Source organism: Curvibacter sp. EU05-FHT14A10 (assembly GCF_058791075.1).
On the sequence record NZ_JBYTDE010000002.1, the window covers coordinates 61,532 to 85,999 of the forward strand.

22 protein-coding genes are annotated in these 24,468 nt (G+C 67.1%); 9 read left to right on the forward strand and 13 right to left on the reverse strand.

Going from position 1 to position 24,468, the window contains the following annotated elements; translation table 11 throughout:
- The first annotated feature begins 50 nt into the window (after positions 1–50).
- Positions 51–1,304 (forward strand): MFS transporter, encoded by a 1,254-nt coding sequence (locus AC3WUT_RS03330; protein WP_492345656.1) that lies wholly within the window; start codon positions 51–53, stop codon positions 1,302–1,304.
- 18 nt (positions 1,305–1,322) lie between these two features.
- Here AC3WUT_RS03330 and AC3WUT_RS03335 read toward each other — a convergent pair whose 3' ends face one another.
- The 10 genes from AC3WUT_RS03335 to AC3WUT_RS03380 form a co-directional block, all read right to left on the reverse strand.
- A complete protein-coding gene (locus tag AC3WUT_RS03335) occupies positions 1,323–2,384 on the reverse strand; it encodes a DnaJ C-terminal domain-containing protein (RefSeq protein WP_492345657.1) in 1,062 nt (353 codons plus the stop codon).
- Between the two features lie 186 nt (positions 2,385–2,570).
- Positions 2,571–3,617, reverse strand: coding sequence for a histone deacetylase family protein (locus tag AC3WUT_RS03340; protein ID WP_492345658.1), 1,047 nt, complete (start codon positions 3,615–3,617; stop codon positions 2,571–2,573).
- 76 nt (positions 3,618–3,693) lie between these two features.
- Entirely contained in the window at positions 3,694–4,680 is a 987-nt protein-coding gene (locus AC3WUT_RS03345) for a Bug family tripartite tricarboxylate transporter substrate binding protein (protein ID WP_492345659.1), read from the reverse strand.
- A 325-nt stretch (positions 4,681–5,005) separates the two neighbouring features.
- Complete coding sequence (locus tag AC3WUT_RS03350; RefSeq protein WP_492345660.1) at positions 5,006–6,196, reverse strand: porin; 1,191 nt, start codon at positions 6,194–6,196, stop codon at positions 5,006–5,008.
- A gap of 409 nt (positions 6,197–6,605) precedes the next feature.
- Complete coding sequence (gene garD, locus AC3WUT_RS03355; protein ID WP_492345661.1) at positions 6,606–8,201, reverse strand: galactarate dehydratase; 1,596 nt, start codon at positions 8,199–8,201, stop codon at positions 6,606–6,608.
- A gap of 22 nt (positions 8,202–8,223) precedes the next feature.
- A complete protein-coding gene (locus tag AC3WUT_RS03360; RefSeq protein WP_492345662.1) occupies positions 8,224–9,510 on the reverse strand; it encodes a TRAP transporter large permease in 1,287 nt (428 codons plus the stop codon).
- 5 nt (positions 9,511–9,515) lie between these two features.
- Positions 9,516–10,004 carry a TRAP transporter small permease gene (locus tag AC3WUT_RS03365; protein ID WP_492345663.1) on the reverse strand — a complete coding sequence of 163 codons (489 nt, stop codon included), beginning with the start codon at positions 10,002–10,004 and terminating at the stop codon, positions 9,516–9,518.
- A 92-nt stretch (positions 10,005–10,096) separates the two neighbouring features.
- Entirely contained in the window at positions 10,097–11,068 is a 972-nt protein-coding gene (locus tag AC3WUT_RS03370) for a TRAP transporter substrate-binding protein (RefSeq protein WP_492345664.1), read from the reverse strand.
- Between the two features lie 62 nt (positions 11,069–11,130).
- Positions 11,131–12,027, reverse strand: a complete 897-nt coding sequence (locus tag AC3WUT_RS03375) for an SMP-30/gluconolactonase/LRE family protein (RefSeq protein WP_492345665.1) — start codon at positions 12,025–12,027, stop codon at positions 11,131–11,133.
- Positions 12,024–12,857, reverse strand: a complete 834-nt coding sequence (locus AC3WUT_RS03380) for an NAD-dependent epimerase/dehydratase family protein (RefSeq protein ID WP_492345666.1) — start codon at positions 12,855–12,857, stop codon at positions 12,024–12,026. The genes AC3WUT_RS03375 and AC3WUT_RS03380 overlap by 4 nt, the downstream gene beginning before the upstream one ends.
- A gap of 73 nt (positions 12,858–12,930) precedes the next feature.
- Between AC3WUT_RS03380 and AC3WUT_RS03385 the strand changes: the two genes are divergently transcribed.
- The 8 genes from AC3WUT_RS03385 to AC3WUT_RS03420 all read left to right on the forward strand — a co-directional run bounded on the left by AC3WUT_RS03385 (position 12,931) and on the right by AC3WUT_RS03420 (position 20,990).
- Positions 12,931–13,749, forward strand: a complete 819-nt coding sequence (locus AC3WUT_RS03385; RefSeq protein ID WP_492345667.1) for a FadR/GntR family transcriptional regulator — start codon at positions 12,931–12,933, stop codon at positions 13,747–13,749.
- Positions 13,750–13,912: 163 nt separating this feature from the next.
- Positions 13,913–14,887 carry a Bug family tripartite tricarboxylate transporter substrate binding protein gene (locus tag AC3WUT_RS03390; RefSeq protein ID WP_492345668.1) on the forward strand — a complete coding sequence of 325 codons (975 nt, stop codon included), beginning with the start codon at positions 13,913–13,915 and terminating at the stop codon, positions 14,885–14,887.
- A 65-nt stretch (positions 14,888–14,952) separates the two neighbouring features.
- Entirely contained in the window at positions 14,953–15,870 is a 918-nt protein-coding gene (gene kdgD / locus AC3WUT_RS03395; protein WP_492345669.1) for a 5-dehydro-4-deoxyglucarate dehydratase, read from the forward strand.
- 47 nt (positions 15,871–15,917) lie between these two features.
- Positions 15,918–16,367: a nuclear transport factor 2 family protein gene (locus tag AC3WUT_RS03400; RefSeq protein WP_492345670.1), complete on the forward strand. Its 450-nt coding sequence runs from the start codon at positions 15,918–15,920 to the stop codon at positions 16,365–16,367.
- A gap of 14 nt (positions 16,368–16,381) precedes the next feature.
- Positions 16,382–17,404, forward strand: a complete 1,023-nt coding sequence (locus tag AC3WUT_RS03405) for a Bug family tripartite tricarboxylate transporter substrate binding protein (protein ID WP_492345671.1) — start codon at positions 16,382–16,384, stop codon at positions 17,402–17,404.
- Positions 17,405–17,666: 262 nt separating this feature from the next.
- Positions 17,667–19,118 (forward strand): aldehyde dehydrogenase family protein, encoded by a 1,452-nt coding sequence (locus AC3WUT_RS03410; RefSeq protein ID WP_492345672.1) that lies wholly within the window; start codon positions 17,667–17,669, stop codon positions 19,116–19,118.
- A gap of 90 nt (positions 19,119–19,208) precedes the next feature.
- A complete protein-coding gene (locus AC3WUT_RS03415) occupies positions 19,209–19,781 on the forward strand; it encodes an aspartate carbamoyltransferase (protein ID WP_492345673.1) in 573 nt (190 codons plus the stop codon).
- Positions 19,782–19,853: 72 nt separating this feature from the next.
- Positions 19,854–20,990, forward strand: coding sequence for a zinc-binding dehydrogenase (locus tag AC3WUT_RS03420; protein WP_492345674.1), 1,137 nt, complete (start codon positions 19,854–19,856; stop codon positions 20,988–20,990).
- Here AC3WUT_RS03420 and fahA read toward each other — a convergent pair.
- The 3 genes from fahA to AC3WUT_RS03435 form a co-directional block, all read right to left on the reverse strand.
- Positions 20,977–22,323, reverse strand: a complete 1,347-nt coding sequence (gene fahA, locus AC3WUT_RS03425; protein WP_492345675.1) for a fumarylacetoacetase — start codon at positions 22,321–22,323, stop codon at positions 20,977–20,979. The genes AC3WUT_RS03420 and fahA overlap by 14 nt on opposite strands.
- Positions 22,324–22,360: 37 nt before the next feature.
- Positions 22,361–23,521: a porin gene (locus AC3WUT_RS03430; protein WP_492345676.1), complete on the reverse strand. Its 1,161-nt coding sequence runs from the start codon at positions 23,519–23,521 to the stop codon at positions 22,361–22,363.
- Positions 23,522–23,644: 123 nt separating this feature from the next.
- Complete coding sequence (locus tag AC3WUT_RS03435) at positions 23,645–24,460, reverse strand: cyclase family protein (protein ID WP_492345677.1); 816 nt, start codon at positions 24,458–24,460, stop codon at positions 23,645–23,647.
- Between the last annotated feature and the right edge of the window lie 8 nt (positions 24,461–24,468).

The window sequence follows — 24,468 nt, forward strand, 5'->3', positions numbered from 1 at the left end:
TATGCATTCTCCTCAATTAGGGTCACGGCCTGAGCCGGACTCGCGGCATCATGCCCGCCATGATTTCGATCACAACACCTGCCCCCGCACCCGAGGCTTCCGCCGTCGTCCCCTCGGCCGCCCGGCGCAACCTGTGGGCCGCCAGCGCGGCCCACGCCGTGCACGACGGCATGACCGACCTGATCTATGTACTGCTGCCCCTCTGGCAGAGCCAGTTTGGCCTGTCGTTGGCCTTCACCGGAGCCCTGCGTGGCCTGTATGCCGCCTGCATGGCTGGTTTCCAGGTGCCGGCCACGCGTCTGGCCAGGCGTTGGGGACGGCCCGCCTTGCTGGTGGGGGGGACCTTGCTGGTGGCGCTGGCCTACCTGGTCGCTGGCTTCAGTGGTGCCTTGCCGGTGGTGTGCGCTGCGCTCTTGCTTGGAGGCCTGGGTGCCAGCACCCAGCACCCTTTGGCTTCGGCCCTGGTGGCCGATGCGTATGCCGGCGACCGTTTGCAGGCCCGGCGGGCGCTGGCCACGTACAACTTTGCCGGCGACATGGGCAAGACGGCTGTGCCGGCCTTGGTGGGCGGTCTGACGATGTGGCTCAGTTGGCAACACAGCCTGATCGCGGTGGGCCTGCTGGGACTGGCGGCTGCCGCCGGACTGGCCTGGCTGTTGCGGGCCGAACCTGCGCAGGTGCAGCCCGCCGTGGCGGCCCCGGCCGAGCCCGCCGTGCAAAGGCTTGGCGACGCAGTCGCCCCACCCCCCTGGGGCCTGATGGCCCTGGCCGCCACGGGGGTGGTGGACAGCGGCACGCGCATGGGCTTTCTGACCTTCTTGCCCTTTGTATTGACCACCAAGGGCGCGGGTACCGCCGGCATCGGCCTGGCGCTGGGCCTGTTGTTTGTGGGCGGTGCCCTGGGCAAGCTGTGGTGTGCGGTGCTGGAACGCCGTCTGGGCATGATGCGCACGGTGTGGTTCACCGAAGGGGCCACGGCCTTGTGCATTTTGGGGACCTTGCTGCTGCCCTGGTGGGGGGCACTGGCACTGATGCCCCTGTTGGGCCTGATGCTCAACGGCACCTCATCGGTGCTGTACGGCTGCGTGCCCGATCTGGTGACACCCGCGCGGCGTGACCGGGCCTTCGCCCTGTATTACACCGCCACCATCGGGGCCGGTGCCATCGCCCCCAGTGCGTTCGGCGGGTTGGGGGACTGGCTGGGCGTGGTGTCGGCCATGCAGTGCGTGGCGGGCTTCGTGCTGCTCACGCTCCCCTTGATCTGGTGGGTTCGGCGGGCGCTGGCCGTGCAGGGCAGGGCCTGAGGCTTCCCAGACGGTTGCTCAGTCCTTGGCGCCCTGCGCCTTGGGTTGCCAGCCTGCCAGTTGCCGACGCCACCGGCCCAGCGCGCTGTCGGGCTGGGCTTCGGCCGCGCGGACCGAGGCGGCCATCAGCTGATCGAGCAGGGCTTGTTGCTCGGCATTGGGCGCCTCCGGAAAACTGGGCACCACTTTGACGATGTAGTCGCCACGCGGGCCGTTGGGCCGCTCGGGAAAGCCCTGACCGCGCAAGCGGTACACCAGGGCATCGCGGTTCAGTCGCATGTGCTGCAGGCCCTCGGGGGCGGGCACCTCCACCCATTGATTGGCCGCCCAGGCGTAGCCGCACACAGGGATCTCGCATCGCAGTTGCCCGTCTTCCAGCACAAAGAAGGGGTGAGGCTCGATGTCGAGGTGCAGTTCCAGGGCCAGCTCCATGCCATCGTGCAGGGTGCCGGGCACGCTGAGTTCGTCGCCGGCGCGCACACCGGGCGGGATGCGCACATGCCGCCGGTAGTTGACCGAACGCTGGCCCGTGCCCTCACAAAGGGTGCAGTGTTGATGCTCGCGGCCGTCGCCAGCGCAGTCGGGGCAGGTTTCCTGGGTCCACAGCCAGCCAAACAGGGCGGCCTTGGCGCGTGTGCCTTTGCCCTGGCAGCCCGGGCAGGCGCTGGGCAGCACCCGGTGGCCCTGCCCCTGGCAGGCTGTGCAGGCATGGGTAAAGCGGCCCCGCAGGGTGCGCACGCAGCCCAGCGTGGCTTCCTCGATGGACAGGCTGACCTGGCGCACCGTCACTTCCCGGGGTGGGGGGGGCTTGGTCTTGTGGCTTGATTTGTCGGCCGCTGGCGGGCGCGCTGGCTGCGCCGGGGGCGGTGGCGGCGTGGGGGCCGGCTCGGGGGGGGCATCGCGCAAGGCACGCAGGTGGTGGTAGGCCTTGTTGATGCGCTGGGTGCGGCTGGCCGCGTCGCGGCTGGGGTTGCGGTCGGGGTGCCAGCGCGACACCAGGCGGCGCCAGGCGGCTTTCAACTGGTCATCACTGGCGGTAGGGGGCAGGCCCAGTTCGCGGTAGGCCTCGTGCTTGTCCATGGGGGTCTGTTTCTTGGCGTGGCGGGCCGGCCACCGGGGCAGGTGCCCGCGGGCCATCGGGGCCAGGGGCGCATGGTAGCAGGCCGCCGGGCTGCCCTCGGCGCAGACTGTGAAAGAACGTCAGCCCAGCGCCGCCACCCTCTGGGGGCGGCGGGTGCAGTCACGAACCATTGGATACACCTGGCCTCAGCCCGCAAAGCCCTGCAGCACGTTGACCACGTTGATGCCCACCTCGGCCACGGCGTAGCCGCCTTCCATCACGAACACCGTGGGCAGCCCGGCCTGGGCGATGGCGGCCCCAACCTGCAGATAGTCGGCGCTGGCCAGCTTGAACTGCGAAATCGGGTCACCTTCAAAGGTATCGACCCCCAGTGACACCACCAGCGCCTCGGCTCCGAAGCCTGCGATGGCGTTCAGCCCTTGTTGCAGGGCAGCCCGCCAGGTGGCGAAGTCGCTGCCGGTGGGCAGGGGCAGGTTCAGGTTGCGGCCCTGGCCGTTGCCGTCGCCGGTTTCGTCGGCATACCCCAGGTAGAAGGGGTATTCGGTGCGCGGGTCGCCGTGCACCGATACCGTCAGCACATCGCCACGCTCGTAAAAAATGGTCTGGGTGCCGTTGCCGTGGTGGTAGTCGATGTCGAGCACGGCCACGCGTTGGGCACCGGCATCGCGCAGGGTCTGGGCTGCCACGGCGGCGTTGTTGATGAAGCAGTAGCCGCCAAAAAAGTCCGGTCCGGCATGGTGGCCAGGTGGGCGGGTGAGGGCCATGGCCGCCCGCGACTCTGGTGCAGGCCCGCTCACCGCCTGCGCGGCTTCGATGGCGCAGCGTGCACCGGCCAGGGCCGCTGTCCAGGTGCCGGCGGTGATGGGGCTGCCTGAGTCAAACGAAAAGCGCCCCAGGCGCGCCGTGAAGTTGGTGCTGGGGGCCTCGTGCCTGAAGCCGCGCACTGGCCAGATCGAGGGCAGGATGTCGAGTTCGGCATTGGCCGGGTTCAGGGCCACCCAGTCGTCCCAGGCGCGGGCCAGAAAATCCAGGTAAGGAGCGCTGTGCACGCGGTGCAGAGGGGCCAGGTCCGCCTCGCCGGGCTGGCGTAACACGCCCACGGGGCGGCGCTGCAGCTCGCTCATCACATAGTCTAGCCGGCTGGGGTTTTCGTGGCAGGGCACCAGGCGGCCGCGGAACATTTCCTGGCGGCCATCGTGCAAGTGGTGCTGGGGGTTGTGAAAAATGATCATGCGGGCGCCGACAAGCTCAAAAGGGAAGGTCGGAGTTTAGCCACCGGGGCGGCTGCGGCGCGCGGCCGCGCCGGTTTCAATCGGCGTGGATGCCGGCGCTTTTCACGATCTGCGCATAGCGCGTGTACTCGGTACTGACCTGCTGGGCAAAAGCCTGGCGCGACAGGCTGGCCGCGTCGATGCCCTGGGCCGCCAGTTCCTTGCGTGCGGCCGGGCTGCGCAGAATGCGATTGACCTCGCCGGCCAGCGGCTCCAGCACGGCCTGGGGCGTGCCGGCCGGCGCAAACAGGCCGAACCAGGTGCCGGCCCGAAAGCCCGCATACGTTTCGCCCACGGTGGGGATCTCGGGCAGCAGCGCATTGCGCTGTTCGCCCGAGGTGGCCAGGGCCACCACGCGGCCGCTGCGGATGTGGGGCAGGGCCGGCCCGATGGCGATGAACATCAGGTCCACCTGGCCTGCAATCACGTCTTGCAGGCCGAGCGGCCCGCCGCGATAGGGAATGTGGGTGGCGTAGATGCCGGCGCGCTGCTTGAGCATCTCCATCGCAAACTGCAGCGCGCTGCCGTTGCCTGCCGAGGCATAGTTGAGCCGGCCCGGCTGGGCCTTGGCGGCGCGCACAAAATCACCCACGCTTCGCAGCCCGGACTTGGGGTGGGCCACAAGCACAAAGTCGATCTGCCCCAGCGGCGCCACGGGCAGCAGATCACGCCTTGCGTCGTAAGGCAGGTTTTTTTGCAGGTTGGGCAAGATGGTGATCGGTCCGTCACCGCCCACCAACAGGTTGTAGCCGTCGGGCGCCGCCTTGGCCAGGGCATCGGCGGCCAACACGCCGGCGGCGCCGGTGCGGTTGTCCACCACCACGCTCTGGCCCCAGCTTTCGCTCAGGCGGTTGCCCACGTAGCGCGCCAGCACATCCGGGGCACTGCCCGGGGTGTTGTGCACGGTCAGGTGTACCGGTCGGCTCGGATAGCCCTGGGCGGCGGCCCCTTCGGCCAAGCCAGCGCCCGCCAGCAACAGCAGAGTCAGTCGAACGGCGGCCAGAAAAGCGGGTTTGAACGGCATGGAGGCGGGGATCAGCGGCAATGGAGGAACGGGGGCCCGATTCTGTGCGCCGCATCCCAAGACGCCAACCATTCATTTTTCATATGCTTAGATGCCGCCGCATGGGGAAGCCTCCTGGGGTGTTGTGGCAGGCCGGTTCCGGGTGGGCGAATGAAAAAAGGGCACCGGAGGCCCGGTGCCCTGAAAGTCTTGAAGAATGCAAAGTCTCGTGCCCACAGGGCCCCGGTCGATCCGGTGAACAAGGGGGCCGGGCAGCCCTGGCAGAGGCGGGGCCCGACCTGTCCTGATTCACGCTGGCTTCGACAGGGGCGCCCGGGGCCAGGGGTCAGAACGCCAGGCGCAGGCCGATGTCAAAGCCGGTGGAGTTGCCATTGACGTTGTTGGCGCCGGAGACGGGGCCGAGGGCGCCGGAGCCGTAGGAGTTGGCGGCCATGGAGGCGCCGCCGGAGTTGCTGACGCGGGCCAGGGTGGCGTAGGCGGCGGTGCGCTTGGAGAGGTTGTAGACGCCGCCGATGGCGAACTTCTGGGCCTTGGCCGAGCCGAGCTTGACCTGGCCAAGGGAGGCCAGCACGTTGAAGGCCCCCACGGGGGCGTTCACGCCCAGGCTCCAGCCCTTGGTGCTGAGGTCGTTGCCGGTGGTGGCCACGTTGGAGAGCTTTTGCTGAGCCACGATGCCCATGACCTTGGCAGGGCCAAAGTCGTAGGCGCCGTAGACGCTGGTGTCGGCCATGTCACCGGCCAGGGGGGCCGCTGCGCCCGAGGTGCCGGGGCCGGCCAGGCCGTTGTTGCCCAAGGACTGGGTGAGGCCGGCAAAGGTGGTGCGGGTGTAGGCGGCGGCGACATCGAGCGGGCCTTGGCGGTAGCCCAGGCGTGCGCCGGCGTAGCGGCCGTTGCTGGAGGTGTCGATGGTGTTGATGGTGGCGTTGCTGGGCTGGTTGCCGAAGGCGAGCATGGCCTGGCCGTAGATCCCGCCGAGGTTGGCGGGCAGGAAGTAGCCCACCGAGTTGGAGGCGCGCACAAAGGTGTTGGTGGCGGCGGAGCCGGTGTAGTCGAGGATGAGGGTGCCGACGCCGGCGGCGGCGAAGGGGTCGGCGTTGAGGTAGTTCTGCCAGCTGGGGGTGGTGTCGCGGCCGATGCGCAGCTCGCCGAAGGATCCAGCGAGGCTGACGGTGGAGCGGCGGTTGAAGGTGAGGCCGCCGGCGGCGATGTCGGATTTTTGGTTGTTGGAGGTGGTGCCGCTGCTGCCGATGCCGCTGGCGGGGTTGATGGCGCCTTCGAGCCAGAAGCCGGCGCTCAGGCCACCGCCGAGGTCTTCGACACCGCGAAAGCCGAGGCGGCTGGCGCTGTTGCCGGAGGGGGAGACGCCGGAGATGCGGCCGGCGTTGGTCTTGACGTTTTCGTAGGCGAGGTCGAGCACGCCGAACAGCGTGACCGAGGACTGGGCCAGGGCCAGGCCAGGCGCGCTGAGCACGCTCACGGCCGCGCAGGCCAGCAGGGTTTTCTTCAGATGAGTCATGGTTTTATCTCCAGGGTTGATGAAAAAAAGCACAGGGTTGGGAAAGGCTTGTCCGCGGCAGCAGGGCCTCAGCGCAGGCCGCACCCTCAGAGGGTCTAAGGCCGTTGGCTTCTTGTCGGTTTTGTCTGCGGTTGATGAATCAGTGGGCGTGGGTTGTCCCTGCCCGGCTTGGGCGGGCATTCGGGAGCGAGATGGAAAACAGCCGGGCCGAACCGAAGCACAACCCCTGGCGGACGCACAAGGGCTGGTTTCAGGGGGGCGTGTCAGGGGCTCGTGGCGGCTGCCGGCGCTGTCGCGTCAGGGCGCTCAGCCGCTGGCGGTGATCGGTGGGTGCATGGCGGTCTCCGTCGGGGCGCAGGTTCTGTCGACCTGCTGCAGGGTGGTTTGAGTCGGTCCGGGGCGCGCGGCCTCAGGTCACCGGGGCCGGGTTGAACAACACCAGGGCGTTGTGCAGCTTCCAGCGCTCGGCCCAGGTCTTTTGGCGGCCGCTGGCCACGTCCAGCAGGTACTGGAAGAGCTGGCGGCCCACGTCTTCGATCGTCGCTTCGCCGGTGGCGATGGTGCCGGCGTCGATGTCCATCAGGTCGTGCCAGCGCCGGGCCAGGTCGCTGCGCGTGGCCACCTTGATCACGGGCACCTCGGCCAGCCCGTACGGGGTGCCGCGGCCGGTGGTGAACACATGCAGGTTCATGCCGGCAGCCAGCTGCAGCGTGCCGCAGATGAAGTCGCTGGCCGGGGTGGCGGCGTAAATCAGGCCTTTTTGCGTGAGCTTTTCGCCGGGCGAGATCACGCCGGTGATGGCGTAGCTGCCGCTTTTGACGATCGAGCCCATGGCCTTTTCGACGATGTTCGACAGCCCGCCCTTTTTGTTGCCCGGTGTCGTGTTGGCGCTGCGGTCCACGCGGCCCTGGTTCAGGTAGGCGTCGTACCAGGCCATCTCGCGGATCATGGCTTGGGCCACCTCGGGGCTGGCGGCACGGGCGGTGAGCTGGTCGATGCCGTCGCGCACCTCGGTCACCTCCGAGAACATCACGGTAGCGCCGGCCTGGATCAGCAGGTCGGTGGCGTAGCCCACGGCCGGGTTGGCCGTGAGGCCCGAGAACGCATCGCTGCCACCACACTGCACGCCCACCACCAGCTCGCTGGCGGGCACGGTCTCGCGCCGGCGTGCGTTCAGGCGCTGCAGGTGCACCTCGGCCTGGCGCAGGATGTGCTCGACCATGGACATGAAGCCCACGTGGGCCTCGTCTTGCAGGCACACGGTGTCCAGCGGGGCGTCGGCGCCGGTGGGTTGGCCGCGTTCGTCGCGGATGGGGATGCTGCCCGGGGGCAGCAGGCGCTCGGGCTGGAGTTTTTCGCAGCCCAGGCTGATGACCATGACCTCGCCGCCAAAGTTGGGGTTGAGGCTGATGTTGCGCACGGTGCGGATGGGGATGACGGCATCGGGGGCGTCGATGGCCACGCCGCAGCCATAGGTGTGCTCCAGGGCCACCACGTCGTCGACGTGGGGGTAGCGCGGCAGCAGCTCGGCCTTGATGCGCTGCACGGCAAAGTCGGTGACGCCGGCCACGCACTGCACGGTCTGGGTCACGGCCAGGATGTTGCGCGTGCCCACCGAGCCATCGGCATTGCGGTAGCCCTCGAAGGTGTGCTGCTGGGTGGCGGCGGGCGCAGGCACGGCCAGCGTGCCCACCGGCAGGTCTTCCAGGCCGGGCGGCGTGGGCATGCGCATCACGCGCTCGTTCACCCAGCTGCCACGGGGCAGGGCGCGGGCGGCATAGCCGATCACCACGTTGTAGCGGCGGATCACCTCGCCCTCGGCCAGATCGGCCAGGGCCACCTTGTGCCCTTGCGGCACGGCCTCGACCAGGGTCAGCCCGCCGGGCAGCACGCTGCCGGCGGGCAGGCTGCCGTCGTTGACGACGATGGCCACGTTGTCGGCCGGGTGGACCTGGATGGTGCGCGGTGGCACGGCTGCCGCGCTGGCTTGCGTCTGTGAGCTCATGGCTGGGGCTTTCAGTTCGGCTTCACTTGGTCATGAAGATGCTGGGCAGCCACATCGAGAACGAGGGCACGTAAGTGACCAGCAGCAGGGCAAAGATCAGGGCGCCATAGAACGGCCAGATGGTACGCATCACCGTGCCCACCGACACGCCGCCGATGGCGCAGCCCACGAACTGGGTGGTGCCCACCGGGGGGGTGTTCAGACCGAGTGCGCAATTGATCAGCAGCATGATCCCGAACTGCACAGAGCTCATGCCATATTGCTGGCAGATCGGCAGAAAGATCGGGGTGCACAGCAAGATGGTGGCGGCCATGTCCAGGAAGGTGCCCAGCAGGAACAGCAGCACATTGACCATCAGGAAGATCACCCGGGGGGTGGTGGTCATCTGGGACAGCATCTGTCCGGTGAGCTCAGCGACGCCGTAAAGACTGATCAGGTAGCCAAAGGTGCTGGAAATGCCGATCAGCAGCAACACCACACCGGTGGTCTTTACGGCCTTGGCTGCGGCCTTGATGAAGTGCTCGCGCTTGATCGAGCGGTACACGAACACCGTGAGCGCCAGGGCGTAGAGCACGGCCACCGCCGCGGATTCGGTGGCCGTGAAGATGCCCGACAGAATACCGCCCAGGATCAGCACCACGATCATCAGCCCCGGCAGCGAGGCTGCCAGCGAGCGTGCCACGATGGCCCAGCCCGGGAAGGCGCCAGCCGGGTAGCCGCGGTGAATGGCCACCAGATAGGCTGCGGCCAGGTTGCACACGGTCAGGATCGCGGCGGGCAACAGGGCGGCCAGGATCAGCGCGGCAATCGAGACCTTGCCGCCCGCAGCGAGCGAGTAGATGATCAGGTTGTGGCTGGTGGGCATCAGGGCACCCACCAAGGCTGCATGGGTGGTCACGTTGACAGCGTAGTCGGCGTGGTAGCCCTCCTTCTTCATCATCGGAATCATGACCGCACCCATCGCCGACACATCGGCCACGGGCGAGCCTGACACGCCGCCAAACAGGGTGCAGGCCACCACGTTGGACATGCCCAGGCCGCCACGCACATGGCCGACCAGGTTGCGGGCCAGGTCCACGATGCGATCGGCGATGCCGCCGTACATCATCAGTTCGCCGGCGAAGATGAAGAACGGGATGGCCAGGAACGAGAAGATGCTCATGCCCGAGGTCATCTGCTGAAAGCCCACCGCCAATGGCAGGCCTTCATACAGCAAGGTGGACAGGGCGGACAGACCGATGGAGAACGCTACCGGCACCCCCATCAGCAGGAACAGCGCGAAGCTGACGCAGAGAATTGTCAAGGCCATGGTGATCAGCTCCAGCAGGGTTCGACTTCGCGGCCCTGGGCCAGCGCGATGATGTGCTCGATCGAGAACATCACGATCAAGACACCAGAAAGGGTGGCAGGAACGTACTTCCAGCCTTCGGAAATCCACAGGGTGGGCAGGCGGTAGCTCCAGACCGAAGCGGCCAGTTCGGCACAGCCCCAGGCCATGGCGCCGCCAAACAGACCCACCAGCAGGTGGATCAGGATCTCGATCTTGTTGCGCACCTTCTCGGGCGCCAGTACCAACAGCGATTCGAGCCCTATGTGACCTGCGTCGTGAACCCCCACCGCGGTGCCCAGCATGGTCACGTACAGCACGAGCAGCAGGGCCAGGCTTTCCGCCCAGGTGGGCGTGTTGTTCAGGACGTAGCGGCCAAAGACCTGCCAGCTCACTGCAGCGATCAGGGCCACGATGCCGGCGATGCCCAGCCACATGCAGCTGCGAGCCAGCCAGCGGCAAAGTTTGGAATACATGATGTCGACTCTTCAGAAAAAAGGGTGCAGGCAGCCACCCCGGCCCGCACGGTTGGGCCAGGGATCACTCAGGGGGGCCGCCGACGCGGTGCTTACTTGGTTTCCTGGACGCGGCGGACCAGGTCTTTCAACTTCGGGTCGGTGATGAATTTGTCGTACACCGGTTTCATGGCGTTCTGGAACGGTGTTTTGTCGACCGTGATGATCTCGGCACCTCCGGCCTTGACGGCGGCCAGCGACTTGGCTTCACGCTCGTCCCAGAGCTTGCGCATGTAGGGCACCGATTCCTTGGCGGCCTGGCGCAGGGCGGTCTGTTCCTCGGGCGTGAGCTTGTCCCACACGCGCTTGGAGAACAGCAGCATTTCAGGCGCCATCGAGTGCTCGGTCAACGAGAAGTACTTGGCCACCTCGAAGTGACGCGAGCTTTCGAACGAGGGGTAGTTGTTCTCGGCGCCATCGACCAGGCCGGTCTTGAGGGCGGTGTAGACCTCGCCAAAGGGCATGGGGGTGGCGTTGGCACCCATGGCCTCCAGCAGCGCCACCCACAGGTCGGATTGCTGCACGCGGATCTTCAGGCCCTTGGCGTCGGCCAGGGTGCGCACCGGCTTGCGGGCGGTGTAGAGGTTGCGTGCACCGCTGTCGTAGTAGGCCAGGCCGATGAAGCCCTGGGGCTCGCACGACTTCAGTATCTCTTCACCGATCGGGCCGTCCAGCACGGCGCGCAGGTGCTCTTTGCTGCGGAACAGAAAGGGCATGGTCGGCACCTGGGTGGCCGGGCAGATGTTGTTCATGGGCGCGATGTTGACGCGCACCATGGCCAGGGCACCGATCTTGGTCTGCTCGATGGTGTCTTTCTCATTGCCCAGCGAGCTGTTGTTGTAGATCTTGACGCTGTCCTTGCCCTGGGTGAGTTGCTTGAGGCGCTCGCCCAGGAACTTGACCGCCTCGACGGTGGGATAGCCATCGGGGTGGATGTCCGCCGAGCGGAATTCGGTGGCCTGGGCGGCCAGAGGGCCCAGGGCCAGGCTGGCGGCCAGCATCATCAGGTGGTGTTTGAATTTCATCTTTGTCTCCTTGAGGATCGGGTTTGTCTAACTTCGGGAAGCGAAAAAACAGGGGTTGGGCTTCATTCCTGGTAATGCGGCTCTGGCAGGCCCTTGACGCCGGGGTTCAGGGCGAACACGCCACCAGCCAGGGGCTGATCGCTCAGGTCGATGCCATCGGGGCGGATGCTGGTGACATACAGGGTGTCGAGTGCCGTCCCGCCAAAGGCACACATGGCGGGCTTTTTGACGGGCATGGCCAGTGATCGATCCAGTCGGCCATCTGGCGTGAAGCGGTGCACCAGGCCTGCATCGTTGCCGCAGATCCAGTAGCAGCCGTCGGCATCCACGGCCGCACCGTCGGGGCGACCCGGCTGTTCGCGCATGTCCACGAACAGGCGCCGGCTGTGGGGGGTGCCGGTGTCGGTGTCGTAATCGAAGGCCCAGATAGCCTGCACCGTGGGGTGCGAATCCGACAGGTACATCGTGCGGCCGTCGGGGCTGAAACCCAGGCCATTGGGCACGGTCAGCCCGCGCAGCACCGCCTGCAGTCCGCGCGGACGGTCGTAGCGGTACAGCTGCCCCAAGGGCAGGTTGGCGCCCATGTCCATCACCATGGTGCCGGCCCAGAAGCGGCCTTGCCGGTCGCATCGGCCGTCATTGAAGCGCATGCCGCGGCGCGCGTGTTGCACGGCAGCCAGGGGTGCCGCCCTCAGTTCGTCGCCATCGTCTGCTGGGTTCAAGCGGAAGATTCCGGTCTCCATCCCGGCGATGAAGCCCTGGCCATCGGCCGTCTGAGCCACGCAGGCCAGCATCTCGGGGGTCTGCCAGTGGCGGCTCTGTCCGCTGGCGGCATCCCAGCGGTACAGGCGTGCCGCCGGAATGTCCACCCAGTAAAGCGCCTGCTCGGCCGGGCTCCAGAGCGGGCTCTCACCCGTGCCGCAGCGCGCGTCCAGTACCAGTTCGGCGGCGGAGCTCATGCGGCGCCTACCGGGGGCAGGGTTTCGAAGGGGCCGGCGGCGCAGAAATTGCCGCCCTGGTACAAGGCGGCCGGCGCATCGGGTGGCACAGGGGGCTGCTGCTCGACTTTGGCGCGGAAGACTTCCGAGCTGTCTTGCGGCACAAAGCCCAAGTGGCGGGCGCCGGCGTTGTCCCACCAGCCGCCGGGGTTGTCCGAGGCGCCATACACCACCGTGTGGCCCACCTGGGGCGCGACCAGGCTGCGGCGCACCAGTTCGGTCAGGTCGCGGTAGCTCAGCCAGGTGCTCAGCATGCGGCGGTCGCGCGGCTCGGTGAACGAGGAGCCGATGCGGATGCTGACGGTTTCGATGCCGTAACGATCGAAGTAGAAATGGGCCAGATCCTCGCCGAAGGCCTTGGACAGGCCGTAATAGCCGTCTGGGCGATGCGGCACTGAGGTGTCCAGTCGTTGGGTCTGTGGGTAGAAGCCGATCACATGGTTGGAGCTGGCAAACACCACGCGCTGCACACCATGGCGGCGCGCGGCCTCGTACAGGTTGAACACGCCGCGGATGTTGGCTTCCAGGATTTCCTCGAAAGGGTGCTCCACTGAAATGCCGCCCAGGTGCACGATGGCATCGCAGCCCTGCACCAAACCATCGACCGCGGCCTTGTCGGCCAGGTCACACAGCTGGATTTCCTCCTGGTTGGAGGTGGCCGGCGCCAGGTTGGCAATGTCCGACAGTCGCAACTGGCGGGTGAAGGGCTTGAGGCTTTCGCGCAGGACGCGGCCCAGGCCGCCGGCGGCTCCGGTCAGAAGCAGGCGTTGCGGCAGTTGTCTCTCGTTCATGGCGTTGTGTAGAGCTGGAAATGATGTATGTCATCGGTTGTCGTACAACCTGGGGCTGGATTATCATCACGCCATGTCAAAGTTGTCAACGGCCAATTCCACCGCGCCAACGGTTAATGCCTCGGAGGCCCCTGCGGCAGTGTCGCCAGTGCGTCGGCGACCTCGCGGTCTGGCCCATGAGCTGGTCGAAGACTTCAGCGGTCGCATCCAGAGTCAGGTGCTGCGGGCCGGGGACAAGCTGCCCACTGAGTCTGAAATCATGCGGGCCTTCGGCGTCAGTCGCACGGTGGTGCGCGAAGCGCTGTCGCGGCTGCAGGCCGCCGGCCTGGTGGAGACCCATCACGGCATCGGCACCTTTGTGCTGGAGGCCCAGGCTCCCGGCATGTTCCGCATCGACCCGTCTGACATCGCCGCCTCGGTGGACGTGCTGGCGGTGCTGGAACTGCGCATCAGCCTGGAGACCGAGTCTGCCGGCCTGGCCGCGCTGCGCCGCTCGGAGCAGAACCTGCTGGCCATGCGCCAGGCGCTGGACGACTTTGCCTCGCACGTCGAGGTGGCGGGTGACACCGTGTCACCCGATTTCCGCTTTCACCAGGAGATCGCCCGGGCCACCGGCAACCGCTATTTCGGCGACATCATGGCCCACCTGGGCACCACCATCATCCCGCGCACGCGCATCTCGTCAGCCATGCGCATGGCCCCCGAGTTGCGCGCCCAGTACCTGCAAAAGGTGAACCGCGAGCACGAAGAGGTGTACGACGCGATCGCCCGGCAAGACCCGGAATCGGCCCGTGCGGCCATGCGCATTCATCTGACCAACAGCCGCGAACGCTTGCGTCGGGCTCAGGCCCTGGCTCAGGCCGGCCAGTCGGCAGACGACTTGGCCCGTTGATCCACCCACCCCCTGGCGCAGGGGGTGGTCATCTTTAGTTGTCTTTTTCTAGACATTTCAAAAATTTGGTTGTACGATGACTGACAACAACATCAGATCAGTCATCCTGCTTCGCTGAAACACGGCTGCAGCCGGGGTGCCTGGTCTTCACGCAGGAGACCGCATGACCTTGTCCCGACGCCGTTTGCTGGCCGCCGCCGCACCCGCAGCCTTGCTGGCCAGCCCCGCCTGGGTGGGCGCCCAGAGCTGGCCCGCCCGCCCGATACGCATCGTGGTGCCTTACCCGCCGGGGGGCTCGTCCGACATCATTGCCCGGGCCCTCAGCCAGCCCCTGTCGGAGGCGCTCGGGCAGCCCGTGATCATCGACAACAAGCCCGGTGCCAACGGCAATCTGGGCGCCGATCTGGTGGCCCATGCCGCGCCTGATGGCTACACCCTGCTGTTGTGTGACGTGGGGGCCTTGGCCATCAGCCCGTCGGTGTACACCCGACTGAGCTTCGACCCGTCCAAGGACCTGCGCGGTGTGACCATGCTGGCCTATTCGCCCCATCTGCTGGTGGTGCACCCGTCGGTGCCGGTGAACAACCTGGCCGAGTTGGTGGCGTATTCGAAGAAGAACGATCTCAACTTCGCCGTCACGGCCACCGGCAGTGCCGCCCACCTCGCCGGTGTGGCGGTGCAACGTGCCAGCGGTGCGCGCTGGGAATACGTGCCCTACAAGGGCGGCGTGCAGGCCGTGTCGGACACGGTGGCGGGCCAGACCCAGGTGCTGATGAACGGCATGTTGGCCACCTACCCGCAGGTGCAGGCCGGCAAGCTCAAGCTGCTGGGTCTGTCCAAGGCCACCCGCATGCCCCTGGTGGGCCAGGTGCCGACCCTGGCCGAACAGGGCCTGACGGGTTTTGAATCGGGCACCTGGCAGGGGGTGCGCGTGGCCAGGGGCACGCCTGATGCCATCGTCAACCGGCTGAACCAGGAGCTGATCCGCATCATCCGCTCGCCCGACATCCGCTCGCGGCTGGCCGGGCAGGGCGCCGAGGTGGTGACCATGGCCCCGGCCGAAGAAGAGCAATTCTTCAACAACGAGCGCAAGCGCTGGGCACAGGTGGTCCAGGCGGCCCGGATCCGGCTGGACTGAGCGTCCTGCTCCCTTCACTTCACGTTTTTCTTTACCCACCTCCCATTTTTCTCTGGAGCACTCAAATGACCCCTCAAGAACTCAAAACCATCATGGGCTCGGGCCTGTTGTCCTTCCCGCTGACCGACTTTGATGCCGAAGGCAATTTCAACCAGAAAGGCTACATCGAGCGTCTGGAATGGCTGGCCCCTTACGGCGCCAGCGCGTTGTTCGCTGCAGGCGGCACGGGTGAGTTCTTTTCGCTGACGGCCGACGAATACCCCGGCATCATCCAGACGGCGGTGGACACCTGCCGCGGTGTGGTGCCCATCATCGCCGGTGCCGGTGGCCCCACCCGCTTTGCCATCCAATGTGCGCAGGCCGCCGAGAAGGCCGGTGCCCACGGCGTGCTGCTGCTGCCCCATTACCTGACCGAAGCCGGCCAGGAAGGCCTGATCGCCCACGTCGAAGCCGTGTGCAAGAGCGTGAAGTTCGGCGTCATCGTCTACAACCGTGGCCAGGCCAAGCTGACCCCGGCTTCGCTGCAGATCCTGGCCGACCGTTGCCCCAACCTGGTGGGCTTCAAGGACGGCATTGGCGACATCGAGTTGATGATGTCCATCTACCAGACCATGGGCGACCGCTTTGCCTACCTGGGGGGCTTGCCCACGGCCGAGGTGTATGCCGCAGCCTACAAGGCACTGGGCACCCCGGTGTACTCGTCGGCGGTGTTCAACTTCATCCCCAAGACGGCGATGGACTTCTATGAAGCCGTGCGCACCGACGACCATGCCACGCAGAACCGCCTGCTGAAGGACTTCTTCCTGCCTTACCTGGAGATCCGCAACCGCGGCCAAGGCTATGCCGTGAGCATCGTCAAGGCGGGCGCCAAGCTGGTGGGCCACGACGCCGGCCCGGTGCGCACCCCGCTGACCGATCTGAAGGCCTCCGAGATGGAAGCGCTGGACGCCCTGATCAAGAAGCTGGGCTCGCAAGCCCTTTGATTCCCATGCCGCCCCACCGGGGCGGTGAGTGGCAAGGAGACAACAACATGCAACGACGTCTGAATCTGGTGGCCTGCACGCTGGCGGCCTTTCTGGTCTGGGCGCCTGCGGCCCAGGCCCAGGGCGGGCCTGCCGAGGAGGCTGTGGTCGCCGCGGTCGAACGGCTTCGGATGACCATGGTCGACCCCGAACGGGGCCCCCTCGAAGCCCTGGTGGCCGACGAATTGAGCTACGGCCACTCGGGTGGCCGGGTCGATACCAAGGCCAGCTTTGTGGGCGATCTGCTGAGCGCCAAGTCGGATTTCGTGAGCATCGAGTTGAGCGCACAGAACGTGCGCGTGGTCGGCGACGTGGCCGTGGTGAGGCATCGCCTCACCGGCCACACGCTGGACCAGGGCAAGCCCGGGCAGGTCGACCTGCAGGTGCTGCTCGTCTGGCATTTACGTGACGGCCAATGGCGCCTGCTGGCCCGTCAGGCTGTCCGCACCCCTGCATGACTGGAGACAAACAAATGACGATTCTGAATTCAAACCCTTCCCGCCGCCGGGGCCTGCTGGCCAAGGGCTGTGCCATCGGCCTGGCCCTGGGGCTGAGCGTGGCTGCTGGCCTGGCACCGGTGTCGAGCGCCTGGGCCGCCTACCCTGAAAAGACCATCACCCTGGTGGTGCCCTTTCCCCCCGGGGGCACCACCGACATGGTGGCCCGTCTGCTGGCCACCAAGATGGGCGAAAAGCTCGGGCAGCCGGTGATCGTCGACAACAAGGCCGGTGCCACCGGCAGCATTGGCGCCACCTTTGTGAAGCGCGCGCCGGCCGACGGCTACACCGTGCTGGTGTCGTCCCTGGGGCCGTTTGTGATCGTGCCGCACTTGATCAAGGGCATTGGCTATGACGCCACCAAAGACTTTGACTACCTGACCCTGGCCGCCCAGTCGCCCAACGTGCTGGTGGTGCCGCCCCAGTCGCCCTTCAAGAGCGTGGCCGACGTGATCGCGGCCCAGCGCAAGAAGCCCGACAGCGTGACCTTTGCCTCGTCGGGCAATGGCTCGTCGGACCACCTGAGCGCCGTGCTGTTCTGGCAGCAGACCGGCACCAGCGGCCTGCACGTGCCCTACAAGGGCGGCGGCCCGGCCATCAGCGACCTGCTGGGCGGCAATGTGGACGCCTCGTTCCAGAACGTGAACAACGTGATTCAGCACATCAAGGCCGGCAAGCTGCGTGTGCTGGCGGTGGCTGACGACAAGCGCGCTGCGGTGCTGCCCGATGTGCCCACCCTCAGCGAGAGCGGTGTGAAAGACGCCGATGTGCTCTCGTGGCAGGGCGTGGCCGCCCCCAAGGGCCTGCCCGCCGATGTCAAGAAGCGCCTGGTCGATGCTTTGCAGGCCGCCCTGAAAGACCCACAGATCAAGACCCGGCTCAATGAGATCGGTCTGGAGATCGTGGCCAACACGCCCGAGCAGTTTGCCGCCAGCCAGGCCAAGGAATTTGCCCGCTGGAAAAAAGTGATCGAAGACCGAAAGATCACCGCTGATTAATGTTTACCCCCACGGTCGCGCACTGCGTGTCGCTCCCTGCCCCCCGAGGGGGCCGCAACCCGCCTTCGGGCGGCCGGGCGGCGGGTTTGTGTCGCCCCCCACGGTCGCGCACTGCATGTCGCTTCCTGCCCCCCGAGGGGGCCTCAACCCGCCTTCGGGCGGCCGGGCGGCGGGTTGATCTCGAAGTTTCAGGCCATGTGGCCAATGACCCCTGACGGCTCCGGCCGTCGTTCCTTTTTCTCAAACCTCAGTTCCACACACCATGAGCACTCCGCACCTGAACTTCATCAACGGCGAATGGCTGGCCGGCAACACCCTGGCGCCCAACCTCAACCCCAGCAACCTGGCCGATGTGATCGGCGAATACGCCCAGGGCGATGCGGCTCAGCTGGACCTGGCGGTGCGTGCCGCCGAGGCAGCCTTCCCGGCCTGGTCCACGGGGGGCATCCAGGCGCGCAGCGATGCGCTGGACAAGATCGGCAGCGAGATCCTGGCGCGCCGTGAAGAACTGGGCACCCTGCTGTCGCGCGAAGAGGGCAAGACCCGCGCCGAAGGCATTGGCGAAGCCACCCGCGCCGGCCAGATCTTCAAGTTTTTCGCCGGCGAATGCCTGCGCCTGGCGGGCGAGGCCATCCCCTCGGTGCGCCCCGGCATCGGCGTGGAGGTGACCCGCGAGCCGATGGGTGTGGTGGGGCTGATCACGCCCTGGAACTTCCCCATCGCCATCCCGGCCTGGAAGATCGCACCGGCCCTGGCCTTTGGCAACTGCGTGGTGCTCAAGCCGGCCGACCTGGTGCCGGGCAGTGCCTGGGCGCTGGCTGAGATCATCAGCCGCAGCGGCATTCCGGCAGGGGTGTTCAACCTGGTGATGGGGCGTGGCAGCGTGATCGGCGATGCGCTGGTCAAGCACCCCGGCATTGCCGCCGTCAGCTTCACCGGCTCGGTGGGCGTGGGCCGGCGCATTGCCGAGGCCTGCGTGCAAGGCCACAAGAAAGTGCAGCTCGAAATGGGCGGCAAGAACCCGCAGGTCATCCTGGACGACGCCAACCTGCAGCAGGCCATTGAGCTGAGCGTGCAGAGCGCCTTCTTCTCGACCGGCCAGCGCTGCACCGCCAGCAGCCGCCTGATCGTCACCGAAGGTATTCATGACGCATTTGTTGAAGGCGTGAAGGCCCGCCTGGCCGGCCTGAAGATCGGTGACGCCCTGACGACCGGCACCGACATCGGCCCGGTGGTCTCGCAGGCGCAGCTGGAGCAAGACCTGAGCTATGTCGAGATCGCCCGCTCGCAGGGCGCCACCGTGCAGGCCGGCGGCCAGCGCGTGGCCTGCCACACCGGCAGCGGCGCCGAGGGTTTCTTCATGGCCCCGGCCCTGATCACCGACAGCACGCCCGAGCAGCGCATCAACCGCGAGGAAGTGTTCGGCCCGGTGGCCAGCGTGATCCGCGTGAAGAACTACGAAGAAGCGCTGGCGGTGGCCAACGACACCGAGTTCGGCCTTTCGGCCGGCATTGCCACGCAAAGCCTGAAGCACGCCACCCACTTCAAGCGCCATGCGCAGGCCGGCATGGTGATGGTCAACCTGCCCACCGCCGGGGTGGATTACCACGTGCCCTTTGGCGGCCGCAAGGGCAGCAGCTATGGCCCGCGCGAGCAGGGCCGCTACGCGCAAGAGTTCTACACCACGGTCAAGACGGCCTACACCCTGGCCTGAGTCCGCAACACGTTGCGCGCGCTGGCGCCGTCCCCTGACCAGCCACCCCGGTGCGTTTAGGATGGGCGCCAGTCAACTTTGGAGAAATCCATGCGCACATCTTGCGGGTTCCGGCGGGTGGTTTGTTGTTTGCTGGGGGCCTGGGTGGCGGGTACCTCCGGCATGGCGGTGGCAGCTACCCCAGGCAGCCGCCAGGCCGAGGTGGCCCAGCGCGGCCCGCAGGTGATGCCTTTCGACCTGGCGGCCACCCGCCACGTTTTCACCGCCACCCCCATGGGCGGTGAGCAGCAGGTGCTGATGCGCCAGAGCGGCGACCGGGTTCAAATGGCCCTCATCCGATTGCACCTGGCCGCATTGCGTGAGCAGTTCCTGGCGGGCGATTTCTCCTCCCCGGCCCAGTTGCACGGGGCCGACATGCCCGGCCTGGCCAGCCTGCGCAATGCCCCCCACGGACACCTGCAGATCACCTACCACGATGTGCCAGATGGCGCAGCGCTGCATTACAGCAGCCACGATCCGGCGCTGGTTGATGCGCTGCACCGGTGGTTCCAGGCTCAACTGGACGATCATGGCGACGATGCAATGGAAGGGCATGCCCTGCACCACGGCATGCACCACCACCCTGGCATGCATGGCCACGATGCCGTCAAAGAAGTTCCCTGAGACGTGCCCTGAGACGTGCTCTCGCCGACAGGCCCCCAACTCTGAACCACCAACATCCCTCCGGAGACACCGATGAAACACCCCTTGCCTGCCACCGCCCTGCAACTGCGCTCGCTGATCGATGCCAGCGGCAGGTTGGAGATTTCACTGGTGGATGAACCACTGCCGGTGCCCAGCGAGCACGAGGTGCTGATCCGCATTGAGGCCACCCCCCTCAACCCCTCGGACCAGGGGCTGTTGCTCGGGGCCGCCGACCTTGGCACCGTGCAAGCCTTGGGGACCCCCGAGCGTCCGGTGCTCCAGGCTCAGGTGCCTGCTGCCGCCATGCCGGCCATGGCCGCTCGGGTAGGCCAATCGCTGCCGGTTGGCAACGAAGGCTCGGGCACGGTGGTTGCTGCCGGTCGCTCTGCAGCGGCCCAGGCGCTGCTGGGTAAAAAGGTGGCGGCCATCGGGGGCGCCATGTATGCCCAGTACCGCTGCGTGCCTTTGAGCCAATGCCTGCTACTGCCCGATGACGCCACGGCGGCCGAGGGGGCCTCGTGTTTCGTCAACCCGCTCACGGCGCTGGGCATGGTCGAGACCATGCGGCGCGAAGGCCACACCGCCCTGGTCCACACGGCCGCGGCCTCCAACCTGGGCCAGATGCTCAACCGGATCTGCCTGCAAGACGGTATCGGCCTGGTCAACATCGTGCGCTCGCCGGCCCAGGCGGCCTTGCTGCGCGGGCAGGGCGCGCTGCAGGTGTGCGACAGCAGTGCCGACACCTTCCCCCACGACCTGACCGAGGCCTTGGTGCAGACTGGCGCCACGCTGGCCTTTGATGCCACCGGCGGCGGTACCCTGGCTGGCCAGATCCTGTCAGCCATGGAGGCGGCGCTGAGCCGCAACGCGAGTGAATACAGCCGCTATGGCTCACCGGTGCACAAACAGGTGTACCTGTATGGCGGGCTGGACACCTCGCCCACCACCTTCCGGCGCAATTTCGGCATGGCCTGGGGCATGGGCGGTTGGTTGCTGTTTCCGTTCCTCAACAAGATCGGCGCGGCCGGTGCCGAGGCCCTGAAGCAACGCGTGGCGCGTGAACTGCGCAGCACCTTCCGCAGCCACTATGCGGGCGAGCTGAGCCTGACCGAAGCCCTGGCGCCTGAGCAGGTACGCCGCTACGCCCAGCGTGCCACCGGCGAGAAGTTTCTGATCAAGCCGAATTGAGCGACGCCCAGGTGTCGCCGCCTGCGGCGTGGGGCACGACCTGGCCCCGACATTCGCCAAAGCCGATGCGGGCGGCCCCTTCACGCTGGCACCAACCCCGCAACACCACGGTGTCACCGTCTTCCAACCAGTGGCGTTCCGTGGGCCCGGGCAGCGTCAGGGCCTGGCGCCCGCCCTTTGTCAATTCCAGCAGGCAGGCCGCCTGGTCAGGTTCCGGTCCCGACAGCGTGCCGGTGCCCAGCAGATCGCCAGCCTGCAGGCGGCAGCCATTGCTGCTGTGCTGGGTCAACATCTGTGCCGCTGACCAGTAGGCGTGCCGGTAATTGGTCAGACACAGGCGCCGCAGCGAAGCTTGCCCAGCGGGTTGCAGCAGCGCTTCCAGCGCGATGTCGATGGCGCCTTGCAGGGCCTGCAAGGGGTGGTCGAGGTAGGGCAGGGCAGGCGGGTCGTCGCCTGTGCGTGGCAGCGGCGCCCTGAAGGGGGCCAGGGCCTCGAACGTGACCACCCAGGGCGAGACCGTGCTCAGAAAGTTCTTGGCCATGAAAGGCCCCAGCGGCACGGCCTCCCAGGCCTGGATATCGCGTGCGGACCAGTCGTTGAGCAGGCAAAGACCGAACAGTTGTTGCTCGGCCTGGTCCAGCGCCAGGGTCTGGCCCAGAGCATTGCCGGTGCCGACCAGCACCCCCAGTTCCAGCTCGAAGTCGAGCTGGCGGGTGGGGGCGTAGATCGGCCGGGTGTGCTCAGGCAGCAGGATCTGGCCGGCGGGCCGCTGCAAAGGGGTGCCGCTGATGGCCACCGTGGAGGCCCTGCCGTGGTAGCCGATCGGCAGCCATTTGAACTGAGGCAGCAGTTCTCGCCCTGGTTGAAACACCCGCCCCGCGTTCAGTGCATGGTGTGAGGAGGTGAAAAAGTCGGTGTAGTTGCCGACCTCGACGGGCAGCCTGTATTCGGCCTCGGCCTGGGGCACCAGGCAGGCGCGCCAGGCCGAGGCTTGCGGGGCACCGACCCGCAGCGCCCGTGACAAGGCCAGGCGCAGCGCCTGCCAGGCCGTCGGGCCCAGTGCCATGAAGGCGTTCAGGCTGGGTTGGCTGGCCGCATGAAGTACCTGGGCCGTGCCTTCGCCCAGGCGGCGCTCATGGGACGGCAGGGCCACCAGGGCAGCCAGATCCAGGATGGCGTCGCCAATGGCCACGCCACCCCGCCAAGCCTCGGTGCTCTGCTGGCGGCGGAATATGCCATAGGGCAGGTTCTGGATCGGAAAGTCGGTGTCGACCTTGTGGGCCGAGGCGACCCAGCTTTGCAGGCCTGGGTCGTGGGTTTCATTCAACAGCATGGGGGCGCCTTCTCAGAGGGGGGGACAGGGACAGCCTTCAGAATCGGTGGCGGATGCCCACGGCAAAGCTGGTGCCGGTGGCCTGGATCACCGCGGGTGGCACCGGCAGGGTGCGGGTCTCGGTCTGGTCCCGCGACAGCAGCAGGTAGACCTCGGTGCGGCGCGACAGGAAGTGGTCATAACCCACGGTGAGCAGCTTGCGCGAGACATTGCCGCCCGCCACCGTGGCCGGCACGGGGGCCACCGCATCGCCGGTGTTGCGCACGCCGTAGGCCGCCAGCCACTGGCCGGCGCCCATCGGCAGGCCCAGGCTCACATCCCACACCCGGTAATGCACCGACTGGGGCGCACTGGCCGTGCCCCGGTTCTGGATCTGGCCCAGGTGGCCGTACAGCTTGAGCGGGTTGAAGTCGTAGCTGGCCGCCCACTGCCAGGCTCGGGTGTCGTTGGCCGAGGTGCCGTCGGCAAAGGTCTGTGGGTTGCGGTTCACGCTTTGCCAGGCCAGCGAGGTACTGAAGGCACCTGCGCTGTAGGCCAGGCGCGCCGCGGTGTTGGGACCGCCCAGGCTCTGCGAGGCGGCATAGGCCACCGAGCCCGTCAGGCCGGCGCGAACCGGGCTGTCATACATCACCGAGTTGGCCCAGCCCGTGCCACCCGACAGCGGCGAACCGATGAAGGTCAGCAGATTCAGGGGCGAGAAAGTGGTGCTGTCGCCCAGGGCATTGCTGCTGATCGAGTTCAGGAACAGCAGGCTGGTGATGTTGCCCACGCGCACACGGCCCCAGTCGGGATGGCTCAGGCCGACCCAGGACGCGCGCGAGAAATACGGATCGGCCGATACGTTCACCGGGGCCGGCAAGGCATCGCTGCGTCCGGCAGCGCCTGACTCATTGCGCATGAACGACGACAGCTCAAACAAAGCCGAGGTGCCGCCGCCCAGATCCTCCTGACCGCGGATGCCCCAGAAACTGGTCGACAGGCCGCCGCTGGTGACCTTGCTGGTGGCGCGCTCCTGTGCGTTGACACCGGTGGCGCTGGTGAAGCGGCCGGCCGCCGCATCGATCAGCCCGAACAACTGCACGCCGGGCTGCGGAGCGGGTTGCGCATGGGCCTGGGCGCTCAGGCTCAGCGCGGCCAGCGCAGCCCAGCCCGGGTTCCAAGACTGGCGGGGGGTGTTCAGGTGGGTTGCATGGATCATGTTGTCTCCTTCTGGTTGGATGAATGCGCAGGGCGCAGGCGTGCCCTCGGGCCGGCCCTGGCGGGCTGGTCCGGTGTGGCGGGAACGGGGGGCTCTGATCCAGCGGGGCCAAGGCCCCGCGGGTCAGATCAAGGCAGGCTCAAGGCCGGGAGCGATGGTGTCGGGTCGGTCCAGGATGGCCACGGCGCGGGTCCAGCCCGCTGACGCGCCTTTGACCTTGACCGGAAAGCAGCTGATGTGAAAGCCGTGGGGCGGCAGGGCCTCCAGGTTGTGCAGTTTTTCGAGGTGGCAGTAGCCGATGTCGCGCCCCACCTTGTGGCCTTCCCAGATGCGCGATGCGTCCTGGTCTTCGGCGTAGCGCTGGGCCGTGTGCGCGAAGGGCGCGTCCCAGCTCCAGGCGTCGGTGCCGGTCAGGCGCACGCCGCGCTCCAGCAGGTACAGCGTGGCTTCACGGCCCATGCCGCAGCCCGATCGGGTGTAGTGCGGCGAGCCGTAAGCAGCGCTGGCCCGGGTGTTGACCACGACGATCTCCAGCGGACTGAGCGTGTGGCCGATGCGGGCCAGTTCGGCCTCGACCTCGGCAGCCTGCACCACATGGCCGTCGGGCAGGTGCCTGAAGTCGAGCTTCACCCCAGGTTGAAAGCACCATTGAAGGTCGACTTCATCGATGGTGATGGCGCGCTGGCCGCCATCCATGGTCGAGGCAAAGTGCCAGGGCGCATCCAGATGCGTGCCGTTGTGGGTGTTGAGCTGAACCTCCTCGACGGCCCAGGCCTCGCCGTCGGGCAGTTGCCCCGGTTGCAGGCCCGGGAAGAAGCGGGCCAGATCGGGCACGCTGCTGTGGTGGTCGATGTAGCGGATGCGGGGTTCCAGCCCGGGCGGATCGGTGGGGATGTCGTTGTCCAGGGGCATCGAGATGTCGATGAGGTGGCGGGGCATGGTGGCAA